General features: G+C 74.8%; 15 protein-coding genes. 11 read left to right on the forward strand and 4 right to left on the reverse strand.

Going from position 1 to position 16955, the window contains the following annotated elements; translation table 11 throughout:
* The first annotated feature begins 21 nt into the window (after window positions 1-21).
* On the forward strand, window positions 22-936 hold the full coding sequence (locus ACFVXH_RS22815) for a RimK family alpha-L-glutamate ligase (RefSeq protein ID WP_074004822.1): 915 nt from the start codon (window positions 22-24) through the stop codon (window positions 934-936).
* Between the two features lie 107 nt (window positions 937-1043).
* Here the strand turns inward: ACFVXH_RS22815 and ACFVXH_RS22820 are convergent, their stop codons facing one another.
* On the reverse strand, window positions 1044-2378 hold the full coding sequence (locus ACFVXH_RS22820) for an NAD(P)/FAD-dependent oxidoreductase (RefSeq protein WP_387826568.1): 1335 nt from the start codon (window positions 2376-2378) through the stop codon (window positions 1044-1046).
* A 473-nt stretch (window positions 2379-2851) separates the two neighbouring features.
* Here ACFVXH_RS22820 and ACFVXH_RS22825 point away from each other — a divergent pair, with 473 nt between their 5' ends.
* The 4 genes from ACFVXH_RS22825 (at window position 2852) to ACFVXH_RS22840 (ending at window position 7505) form a co-directional block, all read left to right on the forward strand.
* Complete coding sequence (locus ACFVXH_RS22825) at window positions 2852-4015, forward strand: magnesium and cobalt transport protein CorA (RefSeq protein ID WP_049654602.1); 1164 nt, start codon at window positions 2852-2854, stop codon at window positions 4013-4015.
* Between the two features lie 471 nt (window positions 4016-4486).
* Window positions 4487-5308: an SDR family NAD(P)-dependent oxidoreductase gene (locus ACFVXH_RS22830; RefSeq protein WP_387826682.1), complete on the forward strand. Its 822-nt coding sequence runs from the start codon at window positions 4487-4489 to the stop codon at window positions 5306-5308.
* Between the two features lie 336 nt (window positions 5309-5644).
* Window positions 5645-7210, forward strand: a complete 1566-nt coding sequence (locus tag ACFVXH_RS22835) for a hypothetical protein (RefSeq protein ID WP_387826571.1) — start codon at window positions 5645-5647, stop codon at window positions 7208-7210.
* A 133-nt stretch (window positions 7211-7343) separates the two neighbouring features.
* A complete protein-coding gene (locus ACFVXH_RS22840) occupies window positions 7344-7505 on the forward strand; it encodes a hypothetical protein (protein ID WP_158077757.1) in 162 nt (53 codons plus the stop codon).
* A 19-nt stretch (window positions 7506-7524) separates the two neighbouring features.
* On the opposite strand, the gene ACFVXH_RS22845 is transcribed toward ACFVXH_RS22840, so the two are convergent.
* A complete protein-coding gene (locus ACFVXH_RS22845) occupies window positions 7525-7881 on the reverse strand; it encodes a hypothetical protein (protein ID WP_053112212.1) in 357 nt (118 codons plus the stop codon).
* Between the two features lie 124 nt (window positions 7882-8005).
* Here ACFVXH_RS22845 and ACFVXH_RS22850 point away from each other — a divergent pair, with 124 nt between their 5' ends.
* The 4 genes from ACFVXH_RS22850 (at window position 8006) to ACFVXH_RS22865 (ending at window position 10877) form a co-directional block, all read left to right on the forward strand.
* Window positions 8006-8602, forward strand: a complete 597-nt coding sequence (locus ACFVXH_RS22850; protein ID WP_049654612.1) for a helix-turn-helix domain-containing protein — start codon at window positions 8006-8008, stop codon at window positions 8600-8602.
* Window positions 8603-8664: 62 nt separating this feature from the next.
* Window positions 8665-9600 (forward strand): signal peptidase I, encoded by a 936-nt coding sequence (gene lepB, locus ACFVXH_RS22855; protein ID WP_387826576.1) that lies wholly within the window; start codon window positions 8665-8667, stop codon window positions 9598-9600.
* Window positions 9601-9900: 300 nt separating this feature from the next.
* Window positions 9901-10122, forward strand: a complete 222-nt coding sequence (locus ACFVXH_RS22860; RefSeq protein WP_375873829.1) for a hypothetical protein — start codon at window positions 9901-9903, stop codon at window positions 10120-10122.
* Between the two features lie 95 nt (window positions 10123-10217).
* Window positions 10218-10877, forward strand: coding sequence for a zinc ribbon domain-containing protein (locus tag ACFVXH_RS22865; RefSeq protein ID WP_387826579.1), 660 nt, complete (start codon window positions 10218-10220; stop codon window positions 10875-10877).
* Window positions 10878-10973: 96 nt separating this feature from the next.
* Here the strand turns inward: ACFVXH_RS22865 and ACFVXH_RS22870 are convergent, their stop codons facing one another.
* Window positions 10974-12563: an LCP family protein gene (locus ACFVXH_RS22870; RefSeq protein ID WP_387826685.1), complete on the reverse strand. Its 1590-nt coding sequence runs from the start codon at window positions 12561-12563 to the stop codon at window positions 10974-10976.
* 368 nt (window positions 12564-12931) lie between these two features.
* Between ACFVXH_RS22870 and ACFVXH_RS22875 the strand changes: the two genes are divergently transcribed.
* The gene (locus tag ACFVXH_RS22875; protein ID WP_387826582.1) at window positions 12932-13315 is read left to right on the forward strand and encodes a hypothetical protein; all 384 of its coding nucleotides are present in this window, start codon (window positions 12932-12934) and stop codon (window positions 13313-13315) included.
* 224 nt (window positions 13316-13539) lie between these two features.
* Window positions 13540-14748, forward strand: a complete 1209-nt coding sequence (locus ACFVXH_RS22880; protein ID WP_387826585.1) for a trans-sulfuration enzyme family protein — start codon at window positions 13540-13542, stop codon at window positions 14746-14748.
* Between the two features lie 111 nt (window positions 14749-14859).
* On the opposite strand, the gene ACFVXH_RS22885 is transcribed toward ACFVXH_RS22880, so the two are convergent.
* A complete protein-coding gene (locus tag ACFVXH_RS22885; RefSeq protein ID WP_387826587.1) occupies window positions 14860-16632 on the reverse strand; it encodes a SpoIIE family protein phosphatase in 1773 nt (590 codons plus the stop codon).
* Window positions 16633-16955 lie beyond the last annotated feature (323 nt).

Genomic DNA, 16955 nt, shown 5'->3' on the forward strand with positions numbered 1-16955 from the left:
CGCACTCGCTTGCATGTCCGCATGCCCCGACGCGATCTCGTACTCCTGACCGATCACAGCTCGACCGAAGGCAGTCGGCAGGTGCTCGCCGCCGCCGCCCGGACGCTGACCGGCCGGGAACCCGTACAGCTGGACGCCCGGCACTTCCTGACCGGCGGCAGCGGCCAGATCAAGGCCGACGACGCGGGCGGGTTCCGACTGGAGGCGGGCGGCCGGACGGTGACCGCCGAGACGGTGATCGTCTACGAGATCCCGCCGCACCGGCGCCGCGCGTTCGAGGGCTTCCAGCGGCGGCTGCGCGGATTCGGCGCCCGCTCGCTCGGCACCGACGCCCAGGCATGGCGGGCGGCCACCGAGAAGGACCTCACCGTCGCCCGCTTCGTCCGGGACGGCGTGCCGCACATGCCCAGCATCGCGCTCCGCGAGCCGAGCCCGGAGGCCGCCGCCGAGGCCTTCGCGGAACTCGGCGGCGACGTCTGGGCCCGGCCCTGCGTCGGGATGGGCGGCGACGACGTCTTCCACGTCACGACCCGCGCCCAGCTGGACGCCGCCGCGCGGCACTACGCGCGGGCGCCCTGGCTGCTCGCCCGTGACGCCCGCAACATCCTCCCGGACGGGCGCCGCCACCAGTACCGGGTGGTGGTGCTGCACGGGCGTGTGGTCCGGGTCGTCGAGCACGTCCAGGCGGACCCGGACGCGCCCTGCAACGAGAGCCGGGGGGCCGTCTCCACCGTGCTCGACTACGCCGAACTGCCGGACGGGCTCGCGGAGTCGGCCGTTGCGGCGGCCGCCTCCCTGGGGCTCGACCTGGCCGGGGTGGACCTCGCGGCCGAGAGCGGCGGCGTGGTCTTCGAGGTCAACGTCCACCCCGCCTTCGGCCTGCGCGGCCTGGAGCAGGTGGCGCTGCCGTACGTCGCCGCGCACCTCGGGGCGTAGCGCTCCGGAGCGCTACGCACCTCGGGATGCAGCGCTCCGGAGCGCCGCGCCGGCGCCGCGCCCCCCAAGCCCGGAGCGCCGCGCCGGCCCCTCGTTCCCGTGCCCCCTCAGGCCCGCAGGACCGCCGCGAGCACCGACGGCCGGAACAGCAGCGACGGCGGCGCCACCAGCGACATCACCTCGTGGAACGCCGCGGTGACCGCCGGGTCCCGGGTGCTGGCGGCCAGCACCTTGTCGAAGAACCGGTGCTGGAGCCCGACCAGGGCCCCGGAGGGCGCGCCGGCGGTGGCGCGGAAGCGGGCGTCCTCGGCGCAGGAGATCATCCACGGCACCGCGGAGGCCGCGGCGACGGCGCGCCGCGCGGCCCGGGCCGCGGCGTGCCCGATGCCGCCGTGCCGCTTCGCGGAGCGGCGCAGCTCCCGGGCGCAGAACAGGGCGACGGTGACGCCCTGGCCGTACACCGGGTTGAAGGTGCTCGCGGCGTCGCCGACCACCACCAGCCCGTCCGGGCCGCCGCGCTCGTAGTGCCGGCGCACGCCCGGGCCGGGGAGGAACCCCCGGACCTCGCCCGCCGGTTCGGCGCCCTGCAGCACCTCGTGCAGGAGGGGGTCGCGCAGCTGTCCCAGGTGCTCGGTGAACCCCTCCGGGCCGGCCGCCGGTTCGGCGCCGCGCATCCCGGCGAGGCTGACGATCCAGCGGTCGCCCTCGACCGGCAGCAGGACGCCCATCCGCTGCGCGTCCGGGGCCTTGGTCTGGAGGTAGACCGCCTGGTCGCCGAGGTCGGACCCGGCCGGGCGGTGGAAGATCCGGGAGGCGTACGCGACGCCCGCGTCCACCCGCTCCTCGGGCACCGGCGGGCAGCCCAGTTCGGCCAGCCACTTCGGCACCGAGGTCGAGCGCCCGGCCGCGTCCACCACCAACTCGGCCGGTATCTCCCGGACCTCGCCGCGCTCCGGGCCGCGCTCGCGGACCTTCACCCCGGTCACCGCCGTCGCCGAGCCGAGCAGCCCGACCACGTCCGTCCCCTCCAGGAACTCGATCGCGGGGTGGGCGCGGACCCGGTCCAGCACGAACGCGTCGAGCAGCGGCCGGGTGCAGGAGAGGAAGGCCATCTGCGCCGGGTACTCGGCCAGCCACCCCGCGGAGCACAGCCACCTGACGTCCGAGGCGGCCACCCGCTGCGCGCCCGCGTCCATCAGCTGCTGCTTGATGCCGGGCATCATCTCGTCCAGCAGCCGGTGCCCGGCCTCCAGCACCAGGTGGGCGTGCCGGCCCTGCGGCACCCCGGCCCGGAACTCCGTCCCCGCCGGGTACCGGTCGCGCTCCACCACGACGATCCGCTCGGCGATCCCGCGCAGCGCCCAGGCGGCCGCCAGCCCCGCGAGTCCGCCGCCGACCACCACCGCAGTACCCCGCCCCGGGGCCTTCTTCGAAGAAGTCATGACACGTAGCGTAGTGGCGTGGTCGCCGATTCGTGACGGCTTCGCTGTGGACGAACAACCCTGCCCGGCGGGGCCGTTGAGAGGGAGCGGGGCCGGCGCCGGGCGCTCCGTGGAACACCGGTGCGGGCGGTGGACGCGTGCCCGGCCCGGGGCCCTGGTCGGAGGCCGGGGCGTACGGGTACTAGACTCGGCGGGGTTGTGCTGGCGCCCCTCCCGGTGCGTGAGCGCGCGGAGCCGAGGAGGTGAGAGCCGTGGAGTGCAGTAGTACGGGTCGAAGTCGGCCCCGCCCCCGGTTGTCCCGCACCACTCGCAGCCCCCGGCACACCTCCTCCCGTACGGCTCCCGCGCGGCACTGACCTCGTCCTCCCGGCGAGGCGCCGCCGGTCGCGCAGTGCGCGTGGCGGCCGGCCGGGCGCCTCCGGTCCGCCGTGTTCCCGTACGGCGGCCGGGCATCCCCCGTGGAGGTCTCCGCCATGTCCGACTGGCGTGTGCGCGCCGTGCGCGCGAGCAAGCGTCCGTTCTCCCGTTCCGTCGTCCGGCCCTCGGACACCCAGCCGGCGCCCGAGCACTCGATGGACCCGCGCCCCGACCAGCCCGTCGAACCGGTGACGCTGGAGCGTTCCGTCGTGGACGCGGCGGTCTACCGCGACGGCCGCCGGATAGACGCGCCCACCGACCTCGCCGACATCTACCGCACGCTGCCCGACCGGCCCGGCACGATGGCCTGGATCGGCCTGTTCCGCCCCGCCGAGGCGCAGCTGCTGGAGGCCGCCGACCGGTTCGACCTGCACGAGCTGGCCGTCGAGGACGCCATCGTCGCCCACCAGCGGCCGAAGCTGGAGCGCTACGGCGACACCCTGTTCGTCGTGCTGCGCGCCGCCCGCTACCTGGACGAGGCGGAGGAGGTCGACTTCGGCGAGATCCACCTCTTCGTCGGCCCCGACTTCGTGCTCACCGTCCGGCACTCCCAGGCCCCGGACCTGTCGGCGGTGCGCCGCCGCCTGGAGGACGACCCGGAGCTGCTGGCGCTCGGCCCCGAGGCGGTGCTGTACGCGGTGCTGGACGCCGTGGTGGACGGCTACGCGCCGGTGATCGCCGGCCTCCAGCACGACATCGACGAGATCGAGACCGAGGTGTTCGGGGGCGACCCGCAGGTCTCCCGCCGCATCTACGAGCTGTCCCGCGAGGTGATCGAGTTCCAGCGGGCCACCCGCCCGCTGCTGGAGATCATGAAGAGCCTGGAGGCGGGCTTCGGCAAGTACGGCACCGACGAGGAGCTCCAGCGCTACCTGCGCGACGTCGCCGACCACGCCACCTACGCCGCCGAGCGGGTGGACGGCTTCCGGCAGATGCTCCAGAACATCCTGACCGTCAACGCGACGCTGGTCTCGCAGCGGCAGAACGAGGAGATGAAGCAGCTCGCCGAGGCGGGGCACGTGCAGAACGACGAGATCAAGAAGATCTCCTCCTGGGCGGCCATCCTCTTCGCGCCGACCCTGATCGGCACGGTGTACGGGATGAACTTCGAGACGATGCCGGAGCTCCAGTGGGCCTTCGGCTACCCGTTCGCGATCGGGTTGATGGCACTGGTGTGCACCGGGCTGTACCTGGTGTTCAAGAAGCGGAACTGGCTGTAGGCCGGAGCTCCGGGCGCCCCGGGCCCCAGGGGCGGTGACCGCGCGGCGGGGCCGCGTCAGGGATTCGTCAGGGCGTCGGCGCGGCGCTTGCCCGGGTGGGGGAGCGTCGGTTGGATGAGGAGCATGAACCGCCCGGTACGCCATCACGACCGTCCGCCGCATAGGCGGCCGACGGTCCGCGCTGCCGTGGCCGTCATCGCCGTGCGCTGATCCGCGCCTCCCCGCCGGAGGGCACGGTGCGCGCCGTACCCCGTCCCGGCGCCGTCGCGGCGCGGGCGGGGGCGGGGGCGGGCGCGCGCGGGCCTCGTCCGGGGGCCGTCGCGATCCGTAGAAGGCGCTCGGCGTTCCTCTTCTCCTCATTCCATCGGGCCAGTTGAGCCCGCACCCCCGGTCCGGTCAGGGCCGGCGGTGCCACGCACCCTGGGAACGGTCATGTCCGACTCCGTCCTGTCCATCTCCGCCGTGTCCGCAATGTCCGGCACCGTGCTGTCCGGCCACACCGCCCTGGTCACCGGGGCCTCCTCCGGGATCGGCTGGGAGACCGCCCGGCTGCTCGCCGGGCTGGGCGCCACCGTGCTGGTGCACGCCAGGACCGCCGCCGAGGCCGAGGCGGCCGTCGGGCGCCTGGTCGCCGCGGGCGCCCGGCGGGACCAACTCGTCGAACTGGCAGCCGACTTCACCCACCTCGCGGAGATCGCCGCGCTGGCCGGCACGGTCGTCAAGCACTACCCGGCGCTGGACCTGCTGGTGAACAACGCCGCGGCGATGGCACCCGAGCGCTGCACCCTCACCGAGGACGGCAACGAGGTCTCGCTCCAGGTCAACTTCCTGGCCGCGCACCTGCTGGCGCGGCTGCTGCGGGCGCCGCTCTCGGCGGCCGGCGACGCCCGGATCGTCAACGTCTCCTCCTCGCTGCACCGCACCGCCTCGATGAACTGGGCGGACCCGCACCGGACGAAGAGGTACTCGCGGGTCGCCGTGTACGCCCAGTCGCAGCTCGCGCTCACCATGGCGACCGCCGAGATGGCACCGGCCGGCTCCGGCATCACGGCCGTCAGCCTCAACCCGGGCCAGTGCGCCACCGCGCTGCTGCCGCTGTACGGGCGCACGGGCGCGCCGGCCGCGGAGGGGGCGGCGGCCGTGGTCCGGCTCTGCCTGCCGGGCGTGGCGGTCGCCAACGGCGCCTACTACGACGGCGGTTCGGTCGCGCAGACGGCGCTGGTCGCCCAGGAGGAGCGTTCGTTGAAGCGGCTGGCGAGGCTTGCCGACCAGCTGGTCGGCCGGGCGGCCTGAACCGGGCCGACCCGACGTCCACGAGGAGGACCGCCGTGTCCGAGCGCGCCCGTAAGAAGAGGGCCCGTCGGAAGGAGGGCGCGAATCGCGGCGGCAGGGCCGGCCAGGGCTGAGCCGCCCGGCCCTCGCCGGAGGGTGACGGCTGCCGGGCACCGGGAGGGCGCGCCAAGAGCGCGTCAAGAACGGTGCCCGGCGGCGTCAAGGAGGTGTCAGGGAGCACCTCGTCGCCGGTGACGCGGCACTAGCGTCGCGCGGCGGAAGTGGAGAAACGGTTCTGTGCTTTGGTTCCGGCCGGGGCGTCGGCAGACCGTGCGACGGGGGAAGGGACGGGTGGTCATGACGACCTCCATGGAGCACCGGGCGAGCGCCCCGCGGGAGGACGACCCTGCCGGGGAGGGCCGCGCCGGGGAAGGCCGGGGCCGGGAGGAACGGGCCGAGGAGGGCCGAGCCGGGAAGGCGCCGGGTGCCCCGACCCGCCTGGGCCGGGCCGTCCGCAGGACGGGCAGCCGGTCCTACTGGACCACCCCGCGCCTGGTCCGCGGCCTCACCGCATTGAGCCTGGCCGCCCTGCTCGCCCTCGGCGCCACCGCCACCGCCGTGCTCGGCGGAGCCCGCGACGGCACCGACACCATCGGCCACCGGGCCGCCCCGCAGGCCACCCGCGCCGCCGACCTCTACTTCGCGCTCAGCGACATGGACGCCCAGGCCGCCAACCTGCTGCTGGTCGGCGCCGACCCCGATTACACCGCGCTGCGCCGGCAGACCCTGGACGCCTACGAGCAGCGCCGCGCCCAGGCCGACGACGACCTCCAGCAGGCTGCCCAGGCCGCCGCCGACGATCCGGCCGGGCAGCGCGCCGTCCAGCTGGTGCTCGGCCGACTGGGCGGCTACGAGGCCCTGGTGGCCCAGGCCCGGCTGCTGGAGGAGCAGGCCAAGGCACCGGCCGGACAACCCTCCCCGGCCGCCCTGGACACCTACCGGCAGGCCACCGACCTGCTGCGCCAACAGCTGCTGCCCGCCGCCGACCAGGTCACCGCCGCCAACGAGGCCACCGTCGAGCAGGTGTACTCCGGGCAGCGCCGGGCGCTCGGCGGCGGCTGGTGGTGGCTGCTCGCCGTCGGCCTGCTCGCGCTGGCCGCGCTGCTGGGCCTCCAGCGCGCCCTCGCCGTGCGCTACCGGCGGGTCCTCAGCCCGGCGTTGGCCGCCGTCACCGTGCTGACCGGCGTGGCGCTGGTGACCGCGCTCGCCCTGGCGGGCCGTGCGGACGACCGCCTGGTGACGGCCAAGAGCAACGCCTACGACTCGGTGATCGCGCTCAGCCGGGCCCGCGCCGTGGCGTACGACATGAACGCCGACGAGAGCCGCTACCTCACCGACCCGAGCCGCGCCGCCGCCTACGAGCAGGGCTTCCTCGACAAGGCGCAGGCGATCGTCCGCCTCGACGGGGCGGCACTGTCGGACTACGGCGCCCGGCTGGCCGACGCCGCCGCCCGGCACCGCGCGGACCGTACGGCGGTCCCCTTCGGCGGCTACCTGGGGAGCGAGCTGCACAACATCACCTTCGCGGGCGAGCAGGACGCCGCTGAGCGGGTGCTGGACGCCTTCCAGCAGTACCAGCGGACCGACCGCGGGATCCGCGAGCTGCGCGACGCCGGGAGGCTGAAGGAGGCGGTCACGCTCAACACCGGGCTGTCGAAGGGCCAGTCCGACTACGACTTCGGGCAGTTGGGCACCGCGATCGGGGACACCATCGCGATCAACGCGGGTGCGATGGACCGGGCGGTCGCCGCGACCGACGACGACCTCGACGGCACCACGGCGGCGCTGGCCGGCGGGGCGCTGCTGCTGGCGCTCGGCCTCACCGCGTTCGGGGTGCGGGCCAGGCTGCGCGAGTACCGGTAGCGGGCCGCGCTTCCCACCCCCGTTGCTCACCGTTGCTCACTGCTCGGTGACAACTCGGCCTCGGTCCAAGGACGTTCGGTGCCGGTGCGGGGCCGGCGGGGGAGTCTCCCCGGCGACGGGGGAGGAGGCCCGGATGCGGGCGATCGCGGGGATGATGACGGCGGCCGTGGCGGCCGGGCTGCTGTTGGGCGGGGCGGTGGGCCTGGTGCTGTTCGTCGTCACGGACTGGTCCGAGCCGATCGTGCGGTCGCTGTACGAGCAGGGGCCGTTCTTCTGGTTCCTCGGCACGCCGTAGCTGTTCGGACCCGTAGGCCTCAGCCGGGCAGCAGCCGCTGGTACTCGGCCTCCGGGTCCAGTTGGCGCCGGTACTCGACGTGCAGCCGGACGGTGCCGTCCGCTCCGGCCAGGCGGTCGAGCGGGCCCTGCCAGGCCGGCAGCGGGCGGGGCAGCGGCCACTGCTGGGCGAGGACGGCCAGCGGGGTGCCGTCGGCGGCGCGCACCACCCAGGTGGCGAGGCCGCCCCCGATCAGCGGGAGCCGGGGCCGGGGGAGCCCGAGGGCGGTGAGCGCCGCCGGGGCGTCCAGGCCGTCGGGGAGCGTGACGGTCCCGGCGTGCGGGGCGTCGGCGTCGTCGCCGGCCGCGACGCTGTCCCGGGTGAGGTGAATGCGCATGACGCGAGGATAGGCGTCGGGGCCGTGGACGCGCCCCGGGGGCGTGACCCGCAGGGGTGGCGGAGGGGTCCTCACCCGTGTGCCGGATTGACAAGGGTCCTTGCCGTACCGGCAAATGGCAGGCATGGCCGACGAAGAGTTCGAGAACGTCCTCACCACGGTGGGCCCGCGGCTGCGGGCGCTGCGCAGGGAGCGCGGCACCACGCTCGCCAAACTGGCGGCCGCCACCGGCATTTCGCTCAGCACGCTGTCCCGGCTGGAGTCCGGGCAGCGCAAGCCGACGCTGGAGCTGCTGCTGCCGCTGGCCCGGGAGTACCGGGTGCCGCTGGACGAACTGGTCGGCGCCCCGGCCACCGGAGACCCGCGGATCCACCCGCGCCCGGTGACCAGGAACGGCCAGACCATCGTCCCGCTCACCCGCCACCTGGGAGGCCTGCACGCCTACAAGCACATCGTGCCGCCGGGCCGGAACGCCGGGCCGGACCTGGAGCTGAAGGTCCACGAGGGGTACGAGTGGCTGTACGTGCTGTCCGGGCGGCTGCGGCTGGTGCTCGGCACCCACGACCTGGTGCTGGCGGCCGGTGAGGCCGCCGAGTTCGACACCCGCACCCCGCACGCCTTCGGCAACGCGGGCCCGCAGCCGGTGGAGTTCCTCAGCCTGTTCGGTCCGCAGGGCGAGCGCATCCACGTCAGGGCGCGCCCGGGAACCTCTGTTCGGTAGGTTCGTTCCTGACAGGGGGTCTTCCTACCGGCTCCCGCCAGGCCGTCGGAGGGGCCGAGGAAATGACTGTGCAGCAGAGCGCGGAGTCCGGCGAGAGCGGCGGAGCCGCGGAGCGCGAGGGGGCCGGGGACGGCCGGGCGGGGGCGGAGGCGGGTACGGGCACCGCGGTGGCGGAGGGGGCGGACGCGGTGAACGCGGGCGCCGACGCTCCCGGGAAGGCCGACGAGGAGGCCGAGCGCCCCCGGAAGAAGCGCCCGTTCTGGCAGGAGCTGCCGATCCTGCTGGTGATCGCGCTGCTGCTCTCGCTCGGCATCAAGACCTTCTTCGTGCAGGCCTTCTCCATCCCCTCCGGCTCGATGGAGCAGACCCTCGCGATCGGCGACCGGGTGCTGGTCGACAAGTTCACCCCGTGGTTCGGCGCCAAGCCCGAGCGCGGCGAGGTGGTGGTGTTCCGCGATCCGGGCGGCTGGCTGGAGGGCACGCCGGCGAGCTCCGGCGACTCCGTCATGGGCAGTGTCCAGAAGGTGCTCAGCACCGTCGGCCTGATGCCCTCGGCGGACGAGAAGGACCTGATCAAGCGGGTGATCGCGGTCGGCGGGGACACCGTCGACTGCGAGGCGGGCGCGCCGCTGAGGGTGAACGGCGTCGCGCTGGACGAGCCGTACCTGTTCCCCGGTGCGACGCCCTGCGACAACGACCCGGTGGGCACCGTCACCGTGCCCAAGGGCAAGCTCTGGGTGATGGGCGACCACCGCAACAACTCGCGGGACTCCCGCTGGCACCACAACGAGACCGGCGACGGCTTCGTGCCGGTGGACAACGTGGTCGGCCGGGCCTTCGTGGTCGCCTGGCCGCTGTCCGACTGGTCCACCCTGCCCGTCCCGGACACCTTCGACAAGGTGCCGGCCGGGGCGGCGGGCGCGGCCGGCGCGCCGTTCGAGGCGCCGCCGGCGCCGGAGGCCGCCGCGCTGGCCGGGATCGTGCCGCTGGCCCTGTGACAGCGGCGGCGGTCGGCGCGCAGGTCGTCGGCGCGCACGCCGTCGGTGCAGGAGCCCTCGATGCGGAAGGACCGCTGAGGCCGGCTCGCCCCGGCGCCCCGACCCGGCCGGTCCTCCGGCCGGGTCGATCGTCTTCGACGGAACTCCTCCCGCTGACCTCTACACGCCTGTAGAGTTCAGGAGGTGAGCTGCACCCCGGCCGTCGGCCGCCCCCGAGCGGGGCGTCCGGCGGCCGGGTCCGGGTCGGGAGACGGAGCCGTGATGGAGAGTCAGTGCAGTCCCGTGGGCGCCGGTGGTCCGGTGGGAACGGAACCGGCGGACCGGGACGTCCAGTGGGTCTACCAGCCGGTCGAGGTGGACCTCGGGGGCGGTGCCTGGGCGCTCGGCCGGATCAGCGGGTGGTGGCAGGACGCGGCCGGGCAGCGCTGGTGCCGGCTGCGGATCGGCCGCAGCGGGCAGCCCGCGCGCTGGCAGCCGTTCGATCCGGCACGGGTGCTGCTGCTGCCGGCCACCGGGCTCTGATCGGGGACGGTCGAACGTTGTTGGCGGAACCGTTCGATGGGCCCTATCGTCCCTGGGAGCGACCGCTGACAGGCCATTGAGCGACCGGGGACGACGTGAGTTCGGAGATCTACTTCAGCAGCAACTACCGCGACATGTGCGAGCAGCACGGCACCGGCGCGGGCTTCCAGTTCGAGTTCTACTGCTATCGCTGCTCGGACACCTGGCGTTCGACGTTCGAACCGTTCCGGACCGGCCAGATGGCCGGCTGGATAGGCAAGGGCGTCAGTGCGGCCTGGAACCTGATCGGCGGCAACGCCAACACCATCAGCAACGCCGCCGACGGGCTGGCCGGGCAGACCTGGGGCACCTCGCGGGACGCCGCGTTCCAGCGGGCCATCACCAACGCCCAGTCCCACTTCAACCGTTGCGCCCGGTGCACCCAATACACCTGCGGCCGCTGCTTCGACCCGGCCCAGGGCCTGTGCCACAACTGCGCCCCGGACACCGCGGCCGAGGCGGTGGCGGCGCAGCACCGCGGTCTCAACGACGCGGTCACCGAGCGCGCGTTCAAGGCCGGGCAGCAGTCCGGGACCGGGTACGACGTCAGCACGCCGCGGCAGCTGGTCTGCCCGCAGTGCCACACCGAGACCCACGGCACGCCGTTCTGCCCGGGCTGCGGCTTCCGGCTGGCGCAGCCCGTCCAGTGCACGGGCTGCCGCCAGGACGTCCCGGACGGCGCCGCGTTCTGTCCGTCCTGCGGGACGAGGCGCTGACACCCCCTCGGACGTACCTCGGCGGGGCGTCTCCGGAGCGATGTTCCGGAGGCGCCCCGCCGTCGTGCGGGGGACCGCTGTGCGAGGGGGCCGGGCTCAGCCGTACGAGAGGTTGCTGCAGGGGTCGTCGTCGGCCGAGCGGGCGGCGCCGCTGATGCTGGTGGGCAGCGGGGCCGGCGCGGTGGCGGCGCCACCGGGGGCCGGCGTGGCCGGGCCCGCCGGGTTGGCGGCGGCGAAGTCGTGCCCGAGGACGACGCTGACGCCCCGGCCGCCGGGCTGCACGGTCGCACCGGGGAAGAGCTTGGCGACCGACTCGGCGGCGGTGCGCTCGCCGGTGCCGTACTCGACGACGGTGGTGCTGCGCGGCTTGCCGACCGCGTTGCCGACGCCGGTGACGGTGTAGCCGGCGCCCTTGACGGTCTCCGCGGCCCGGCCGCCGAGCCCGGTCTCGCCGGTGCTGTTGAGCACGGAGACCTTCACCTCGGCGGCCTTGGCGTCCGGGGCGGCCGTCGGGGCCGGAGCGGCCGCGGGGGTGGTGGCGGGATCCGCGGCGGGGGAGGCGGAGCCGGCTTCGGCCGGGGCGCTCGCGTCCTGGCCGTCGATGGTGCGGTCGGCCTTGAGCGCGGCCCACAGCTGGTCCACGTCCGGGTGGACCAGGGCGACCCGCGGGCCCTCGTAACGCCACGGCACGGTCAGGAACTTGATGTCGTGCAGGTCCACGTCCTTGAGTTCCATGGCGAAGGAGAGCAGCTTGGCGGCGGAGCCGAGGCCGGGGTCGACGGTCAGCGACTTCGTGGCCGCGTCGGCGAGCGGCAGCAGCGTGGTCGGGTCCATGCCGTGGGACTTCACCTCCTTGATGAGGGAGGAGAGGAAGGCCTGCTGGCGCTTGGTGCGGCCGATGTCGGAGCCGTCGCCGATGCCGTGCCGCACCCGGACGTAGTCCAGCGCGCTCTGGCCCTCGACCTTCTGCTTGCCCTTGGCGAAGAGAAGCTTCCCCTTGCGGCCGAGGTTGGGGTTGAGGTCCCCCTCGTGGATGTCGTTCGGCAGGCAGACCTCGACGCCGCCGACCGCCTTGGTCATCGACGCGAAGCCGTTGAAGTCCACCACGATGGTGTGGTCGACGCGCAGGTTGGTGAGCTTCTCGACGGCGTTCTGGGTGCAGGCCGGGTTGCCCTGGTCGCTGTCGCCGACCGAGAAGGCGCTGTTGAACATCACATTGGTCTGTTCCTTGGTCCACTTGCCGTTGGGGAGCTTGCACGGCGGGATGGTGACCAGGGAGTCGCGGGGGATGGAGATGCCGACGGCGTGCTTGTGGTCGGCGTAGACGTGCAGCAGGATCGCGGTGTCCGAGCGGGCGCCGCCGTCCCCGCCGCCGCCCAGGTCGCTGTTGCCGTTGCCGCGGCTGTCCGAGCCGATCATCAGCACGTTGACCGGGGTGCGGCCCTGGGAGTCCGGGGCAGCGGCCTCCGGGCGGTCCTTGCTGAGGGCGTCGCCGTCGAAGGTGCTGATGTTGCTGTTGAGCCGGTAGTAGAGGGCGGCGCCACCGAGGACGGCGAGGGCGGTGCAGCCGGCGGTCGCCCAGAGCACCTTCTCCTTGGTGCTGCGCTTGGGCTTCTTCTTCGCCCGGCCCGCCGCACGGCCCTCCGCCAGGCCCGCCGCGCGGCCCTCCGCCGGGCCCTCCGCTATGTCCGAGCTGTCCGGGTTCTGACCGGTTCCGGTCCGGTCGGCCCTCCGGCCGGTGCTCCGGCGCCCGCCCGCCCGGTGCGGCGAATTCTCGGCTCCGGGGGAACCCTTGCGGCCAGACACGTCGTCATCCTCCACAGTTGCCACGCGCCCCCCGTCGAAGCGGCGGGTTCGCGTGGCCGGGGGCCGGAGCCGATCCGGGCAGGGCCCGTCGCTAAACTTTTACACCGCTGTAGAACTTCAGTGGAGCATACTAGGCGCGGATGGGAAAACCAGCTGGTCAGACCATGAGAAATTGGTCAGATCGGCGGGGTCCGCGCTGCTCCGGAACCGCTTTGAGGAGCACGATGACTAATCGGATCATACGTTCGATGGCTGGCGCCCTGGTGGCCCTGCTGGCCGCCACCGGCCTCACCGCCGTGGCATCGGGTGCGGCGGCGGTGGCCGCACCCCGAACCGTCGCGGCCGCCGCCGCGAACCCGGGGGCGGCCGTGGGGGCCTCCACCGCGGACGCCGGTACGGAGGTCCGTACCGGGGCGAGCGCCGCCTCCGGTGCCTCCGTCACCACGGTCTCCTCCGGTGCCTCCACCGCCGAGGCCGCGAACCTCGCCAAGGAGGAGAAGAAGAAGTCGGGCTTCTTCGCCAAGCTGGGCAAGTTCCTGCTGGTCGTGGTGATCCTGATCATCCTGTTCGTGGTGCTGCTGATCGTCGGGATCGTCTACGCGGCCAAGCGGATCTTCAGCCGCCGCAAGTAGCCGCAAGTAGCCGCGAGTAGCCGTGAGGCGTCGGGAGCCTCTCGCCGCCGCCGGGAGCCACCCGCCGTGGTCGGGAGCCACCCGTCGTAGAGGGGAACCACCCGCCGCCGCGACCCGGGCGTCGCCACCGCCTCCGGGCGGTGGGCCGGAACGACCGCCCGGGCAGGCCACTCGACGGCGATTGGCCATGGCCCGGGCGCCGGGACCGCCCGAGGATGAACGCCATGAGCGACCACCACTCCCACGAGGCCCCCGACGAGCTGCGCCCCGAGAGCCGGGTCGTCCACCCGCCGCTCACCGAGGTCACCGGCAGCCGTCCGCTGGGCGTCCCGCTGCACCAGGGCCACCTGTTCGCCTTCGACACCGGCGACGCGCTCGCCGGAGCCCACGGGGGACCGGACGGCGCCTTCTTCTACAACCGCTTCGGCAACCCCACCGTCCGCTCGCTGGAGCAGGCCGTCGCCGGACTCGAGGGCGGCACCGGAGCCCTCGCCACCGCCTCCGGCATGGGGGCGATCAACACCGCGCTGCTCGCCCTGCTGCGCGCCGGCGACCACGTGATCGCCCAGCGCAGCCTGTACGGCGGCACCGTCGGCGCGCTGACCGACCTCACCGAGCGCTGGGGCGTCGAGGTCGGCTACGTGAGCGGCGACGACCCGGCCGGAGTGGCGGCCGCACTGCGCCCCACCACCCGGGTGCTGTTCCTGGAGACCGTCTCCAATCCCACCACCCGGGTCACCGACCTGCCCGGGCTGATCGCCGTCGCCAAGCGGGCCGGGGTGGTGAGCGTGGTGGACAACACCTTCGCGACCCCGCTGCTGTGCCGCCCGATCGAGCACGGCGCGGACATCGTGATCCACTCCGTGACCAAGTACCTCGGCGGACACTCGGACGTCCTCGGCGGGATCGCCGTCTTCGCCGACCCGGCGCTGCACCACCGGGTCTGGCGGCGCTCGCTCGAACTCGGCGCCGCCGCCGACCCGTTCGCCGCCTGGCTGACCCTGCGCGGGATGCAGACCCTCGCCCTGCGGGTCCGCCGCCAGTGCGAGACCGCGCTCGACCTGGCCGGCCGGCTCGCCGCCCACCCCGCGGTCACCGCCGTCCACTACCCGGGCCTGCCCACGCACCCCGACCACGACCTCGCCCGCCGCCTGCTGCCCGACGGCCACGGCGGAGTCCTGGCCTTCGACCTGGCCGGCGGCCGGGAAGCGGCCGCGACCTTCACCGAGTCCGTCCGGCTCGCCTCGCTGGCCCCGTCCCTGGGCGACGTGCACACCCTGGTGCTGCACCCCGCCAGCACCTCCCACCGGCAGCTGTCGGACGAGGAGTTGGCGGCGGCGGGCATCGGGCCGGGGACGGTGCGGCTGTCGGTGGGCATCGAGCACCCCGAGGACATCTGGGCGGACGTCCGGCGGGCGCTGGCGAAGGTGTGAGCGGAGGTGCGGGGGCGGGGGGAGGCGCGGGCGGAGTGTAGGGGAGGTGCGGGCCGAGGGGCTGTCAGGGCCGGGCGGCTGTCGCGGTGAGGACCGGCGCGCGGCGGTCCGTCAGCGCTGCCGGGGGCGCGCCACCAGCAGGGCGATGTCGTCCTCGGCGGCGGCCGGGGGCGGGGCGAGGGAGTGGAGGACGGCGTCGAGCAACTCGTCGAGGTTCCCGGTGGCGGGCAGGCGCAGGGCCGCGAGCCGCTCCAGCGAGGCGTCGATGTCCTCGTCCCGCCGCTCGACCAGGCCGTCGGTGTAGAGCAGCAGGGTCTGGCCCGGCAGGAGCGGGTGGGCGGTCTGCTCGTAGCCGCCGAGGCCGGTGCCGAGCGGCGGCCCGGTGGGGACGCGCAGCAGCTCGGTCGGACGGCCGGGGGCGATCAGGGCGGGCGGCAGGTGGCCCGCGCTGGAGAGCGTCCAGCGGCCCCGGCCCGGGTCGGCGAGGGCCAGCAGGCAGGTCGCCGGGCGGGCGGAGTCGTCGGCGGAGATGACGTTGTCGAGCTGGCGCAGGATCCGGTGCGGGGGCAGGTCCATCCCGGCGAGGTCGCGCAGCGCGGAGCGGTAGTGGCTCATGTCGACGGCGGCCTCGACGCCGTGCCCCATGACGTCGCCCATCGCCAGCAGGGTGCGCCCGAACGGCAGGCGGACCGTCTCGAACCAGTCGCCGCCGACCACCGAGGAGCTCCCGGACGGAAGGTACCGGGAGGCGAGGGAGAGGTTCTGGTGGGGGTTGCCGGGCTCGCTCAGCAGCGCCCGCTGGAGCTCCAGGGCGATGCCCTGGGACCGGGCGAAGCTGCGGGCGTTGTCGAGGGCGGTGGCGGCGCGGGCGGCGAGATCGCCGAGCAGGGCGGCCTCGTCGGGGGTGAAGGCCGGGCCGGCGGCGGTGCGGCCGAGGGTGAGCAGCCCGATCAGGCGGCCCCGGGCGGCCAGCGGGAGGACCAGCAGTGAGGTGGTCCCGGCCGGGCAGGAGTCCTCGGGCCCGGGCTCGGTGAGCACGGCGACGCCGCCCGCCAGGCTGCGCGCGGCGGCCGAGCCCTCCCGGTGGCGGATCGATTCGCCGGGCCGGGGCAGCTCGGCGAGGGCGTCGGCCAGCGCGGGTACGGCCCGGGCACCGACGCGGTGCAGCCGCTGGGACGCGCCGTGGCCGACCCGGGCCGGCTCGACCGCGGGCGGCAGCACGTCCACGGTGGCGAGATCGGCGAGCCGGGGGACGGCGAAGGCGGCGAGCTCGGTGCCGGTGGTGCCGACGTCGAGGGTGGTGCCGATCCGTTCGGTGGCGGCGTCCAGCAGGGCGAGCCGGGCCCGGGCCCGCTCCAGCTCGCGCAGCTGCTCGCGGGCCGGGTCGGGGTCGTCCAGCACGACGACGATCACGCCGGTGGTCCGCCCGGAGTGCCGCAGGGCCCGGTAGCGCACCCGCAGGCCGGGCGGTACGGGGGCGCCCGCGCCGTCCGGCCCGCCGGTGGCGTGCTCGCGGGCGAGCCCGTCGGCGAGGACCCGGCGCAGGATGCCGAGGGCCCCGGCGAAGGCGGTGGCCCCGACGGCGCGGCCGAGCAGGTCGGCGCGGCGCAGCCCGGTGGCGGTGGTGAAGGCCGCGTTCAGGTACTGCCAGCGCAGCCGCTCGTCGAGCAGCGCGACGCCGACCGGGGCGGCGGCGAGGACCTCGCGGAGCCGCTCCGGATCGTCGCCCGGGCCCTCGCCGCCGGCGCTGCCACCGCCGGCGCTGTCACCACTGGTGAAGGCGCCGAGCCGTGCGGCGAGGGCCGCCGCGGTCGCCGCCAGGGACCGGGAGTCCGGTGACGCGGGCCGCGGCCCCTCTGCTCGGTTGCCGTGCCGGAAGTGCATACGCCCATGATCACGCGCCCGGGCGCGGCACGCCCACAAGTGGGTGAAACGTTGACCGGTCGGAGACGGTGCTGTAACGGGGTGCGGCCGGCTCCGCGCGGAGCCGGCGGCGAGGCCGTGGGGGAGTGGGGAGGTGGTGGGGAGGCGTGGGTGGGACCGGGGGATACGGCAGGCGAACACCGGATGATCACCGGTCATACTTGGGCGGCGGCGCCCGCCCCGGACGCCGCGGCCCGGGCCGGGCCCACCCGGCCGTACTGGCCCGGACGTACGGACTCGGCCGCACCGGCCCGGACGTACGACCCGGCCGTACCGACCCGCGC

The organism is Kitasatospora sp. NPDC058184, from assembly GCF_042883725.1.
Lineage (GTDB): Bacteria > Actinomycetota > Actinomycetes > Streptomycetales > Streptomycetaceae > Kitasatospora.

Coding starts and splice junctions, on each gene's coding strand:
- ACFVXH_RS22815 (WP_074004822.1), top strand. CDS start 22: ATGCCCCGACGCGATCTCGTACTCCTGACCGATCACAGCTCGACCGAA.
- ACFVXH_RS22820 (WP_387826568.1), bottom strand. CDS start 2,378: ATGACTTCTTCGAAGAAGGCCCCGGGGCGGGGTACTGCGGTGGTGGTC.
- ACFVXH_RS22825 (WP_049654602.1), top strand. CDS start 2,852: ATGTCCGACTGGCGTGTGCGCGCCGTGCGCGCGAGCAAGCGTCCGTTC.
- ACFVXH_RS22830 (WP_387826682.1), top strand. CDS start 4,487: ATGTCCGGCACCGTGCTGTCCGGCCACACCGCCCTGGTCACCGGGGCC.
- ACFVXH_RS22835 (WP_387826571.1), top strand. CDS start 5,645: ATGACGACCTCCATGGAGCACCGGGCGAGCGCCCCGCGGGAGGACGAC.
- ACFVXH_RS22840 (WP_158077757.1), top strand. CDS start 7,344: ATGCGGGCGATCGCGGGGATGATGACGGCGGCCGTGGCGGCCGGGCTG.
- ACFVXH_RS22845 (WP_053112212.1), bottom strand. CDS start 7,881: ATGCGCATTCACCTCACCCGGGACAGCGTCGCGGCCGGCGACGACGCC.
- ACFVXH_RS22850 (WP_049654612.1), top strand. CDS start 8,006: ATGGCCGACGAAGAGTTCGAGAACGTCCTCACCACGGTGGGCCCGCGG.
- lepB (WP_387826576.1), top strand. CDS start 8,665: ATGACTGTGCAGCAGAGCGCGGAGTCCGGCGAGAGCGGCGGAGCCGCG.
- ACFVXH_RS22875 (WP_387826582.1), top strand. CDS start 12,932: ATGGCTGGCGCCCTGGTGGCCCTGCTGGCCGCCACCGGCCTCACCGCC.
- ACFVXH_RS22880 (WP_387826585.1), top strand. CDS start 13,540: ATGAGCGACCACCACTCCCACGAGGCCCCCGACGAGCTGCGCCCCGAG.
- ACFVXH_RS22885 (WP_387826587.1), bottom strand. CDS start 16,632: ATGCACTTCCGGCACGGCAACCGAGCAGAGGGGCCGCGGCCCGCGTCA.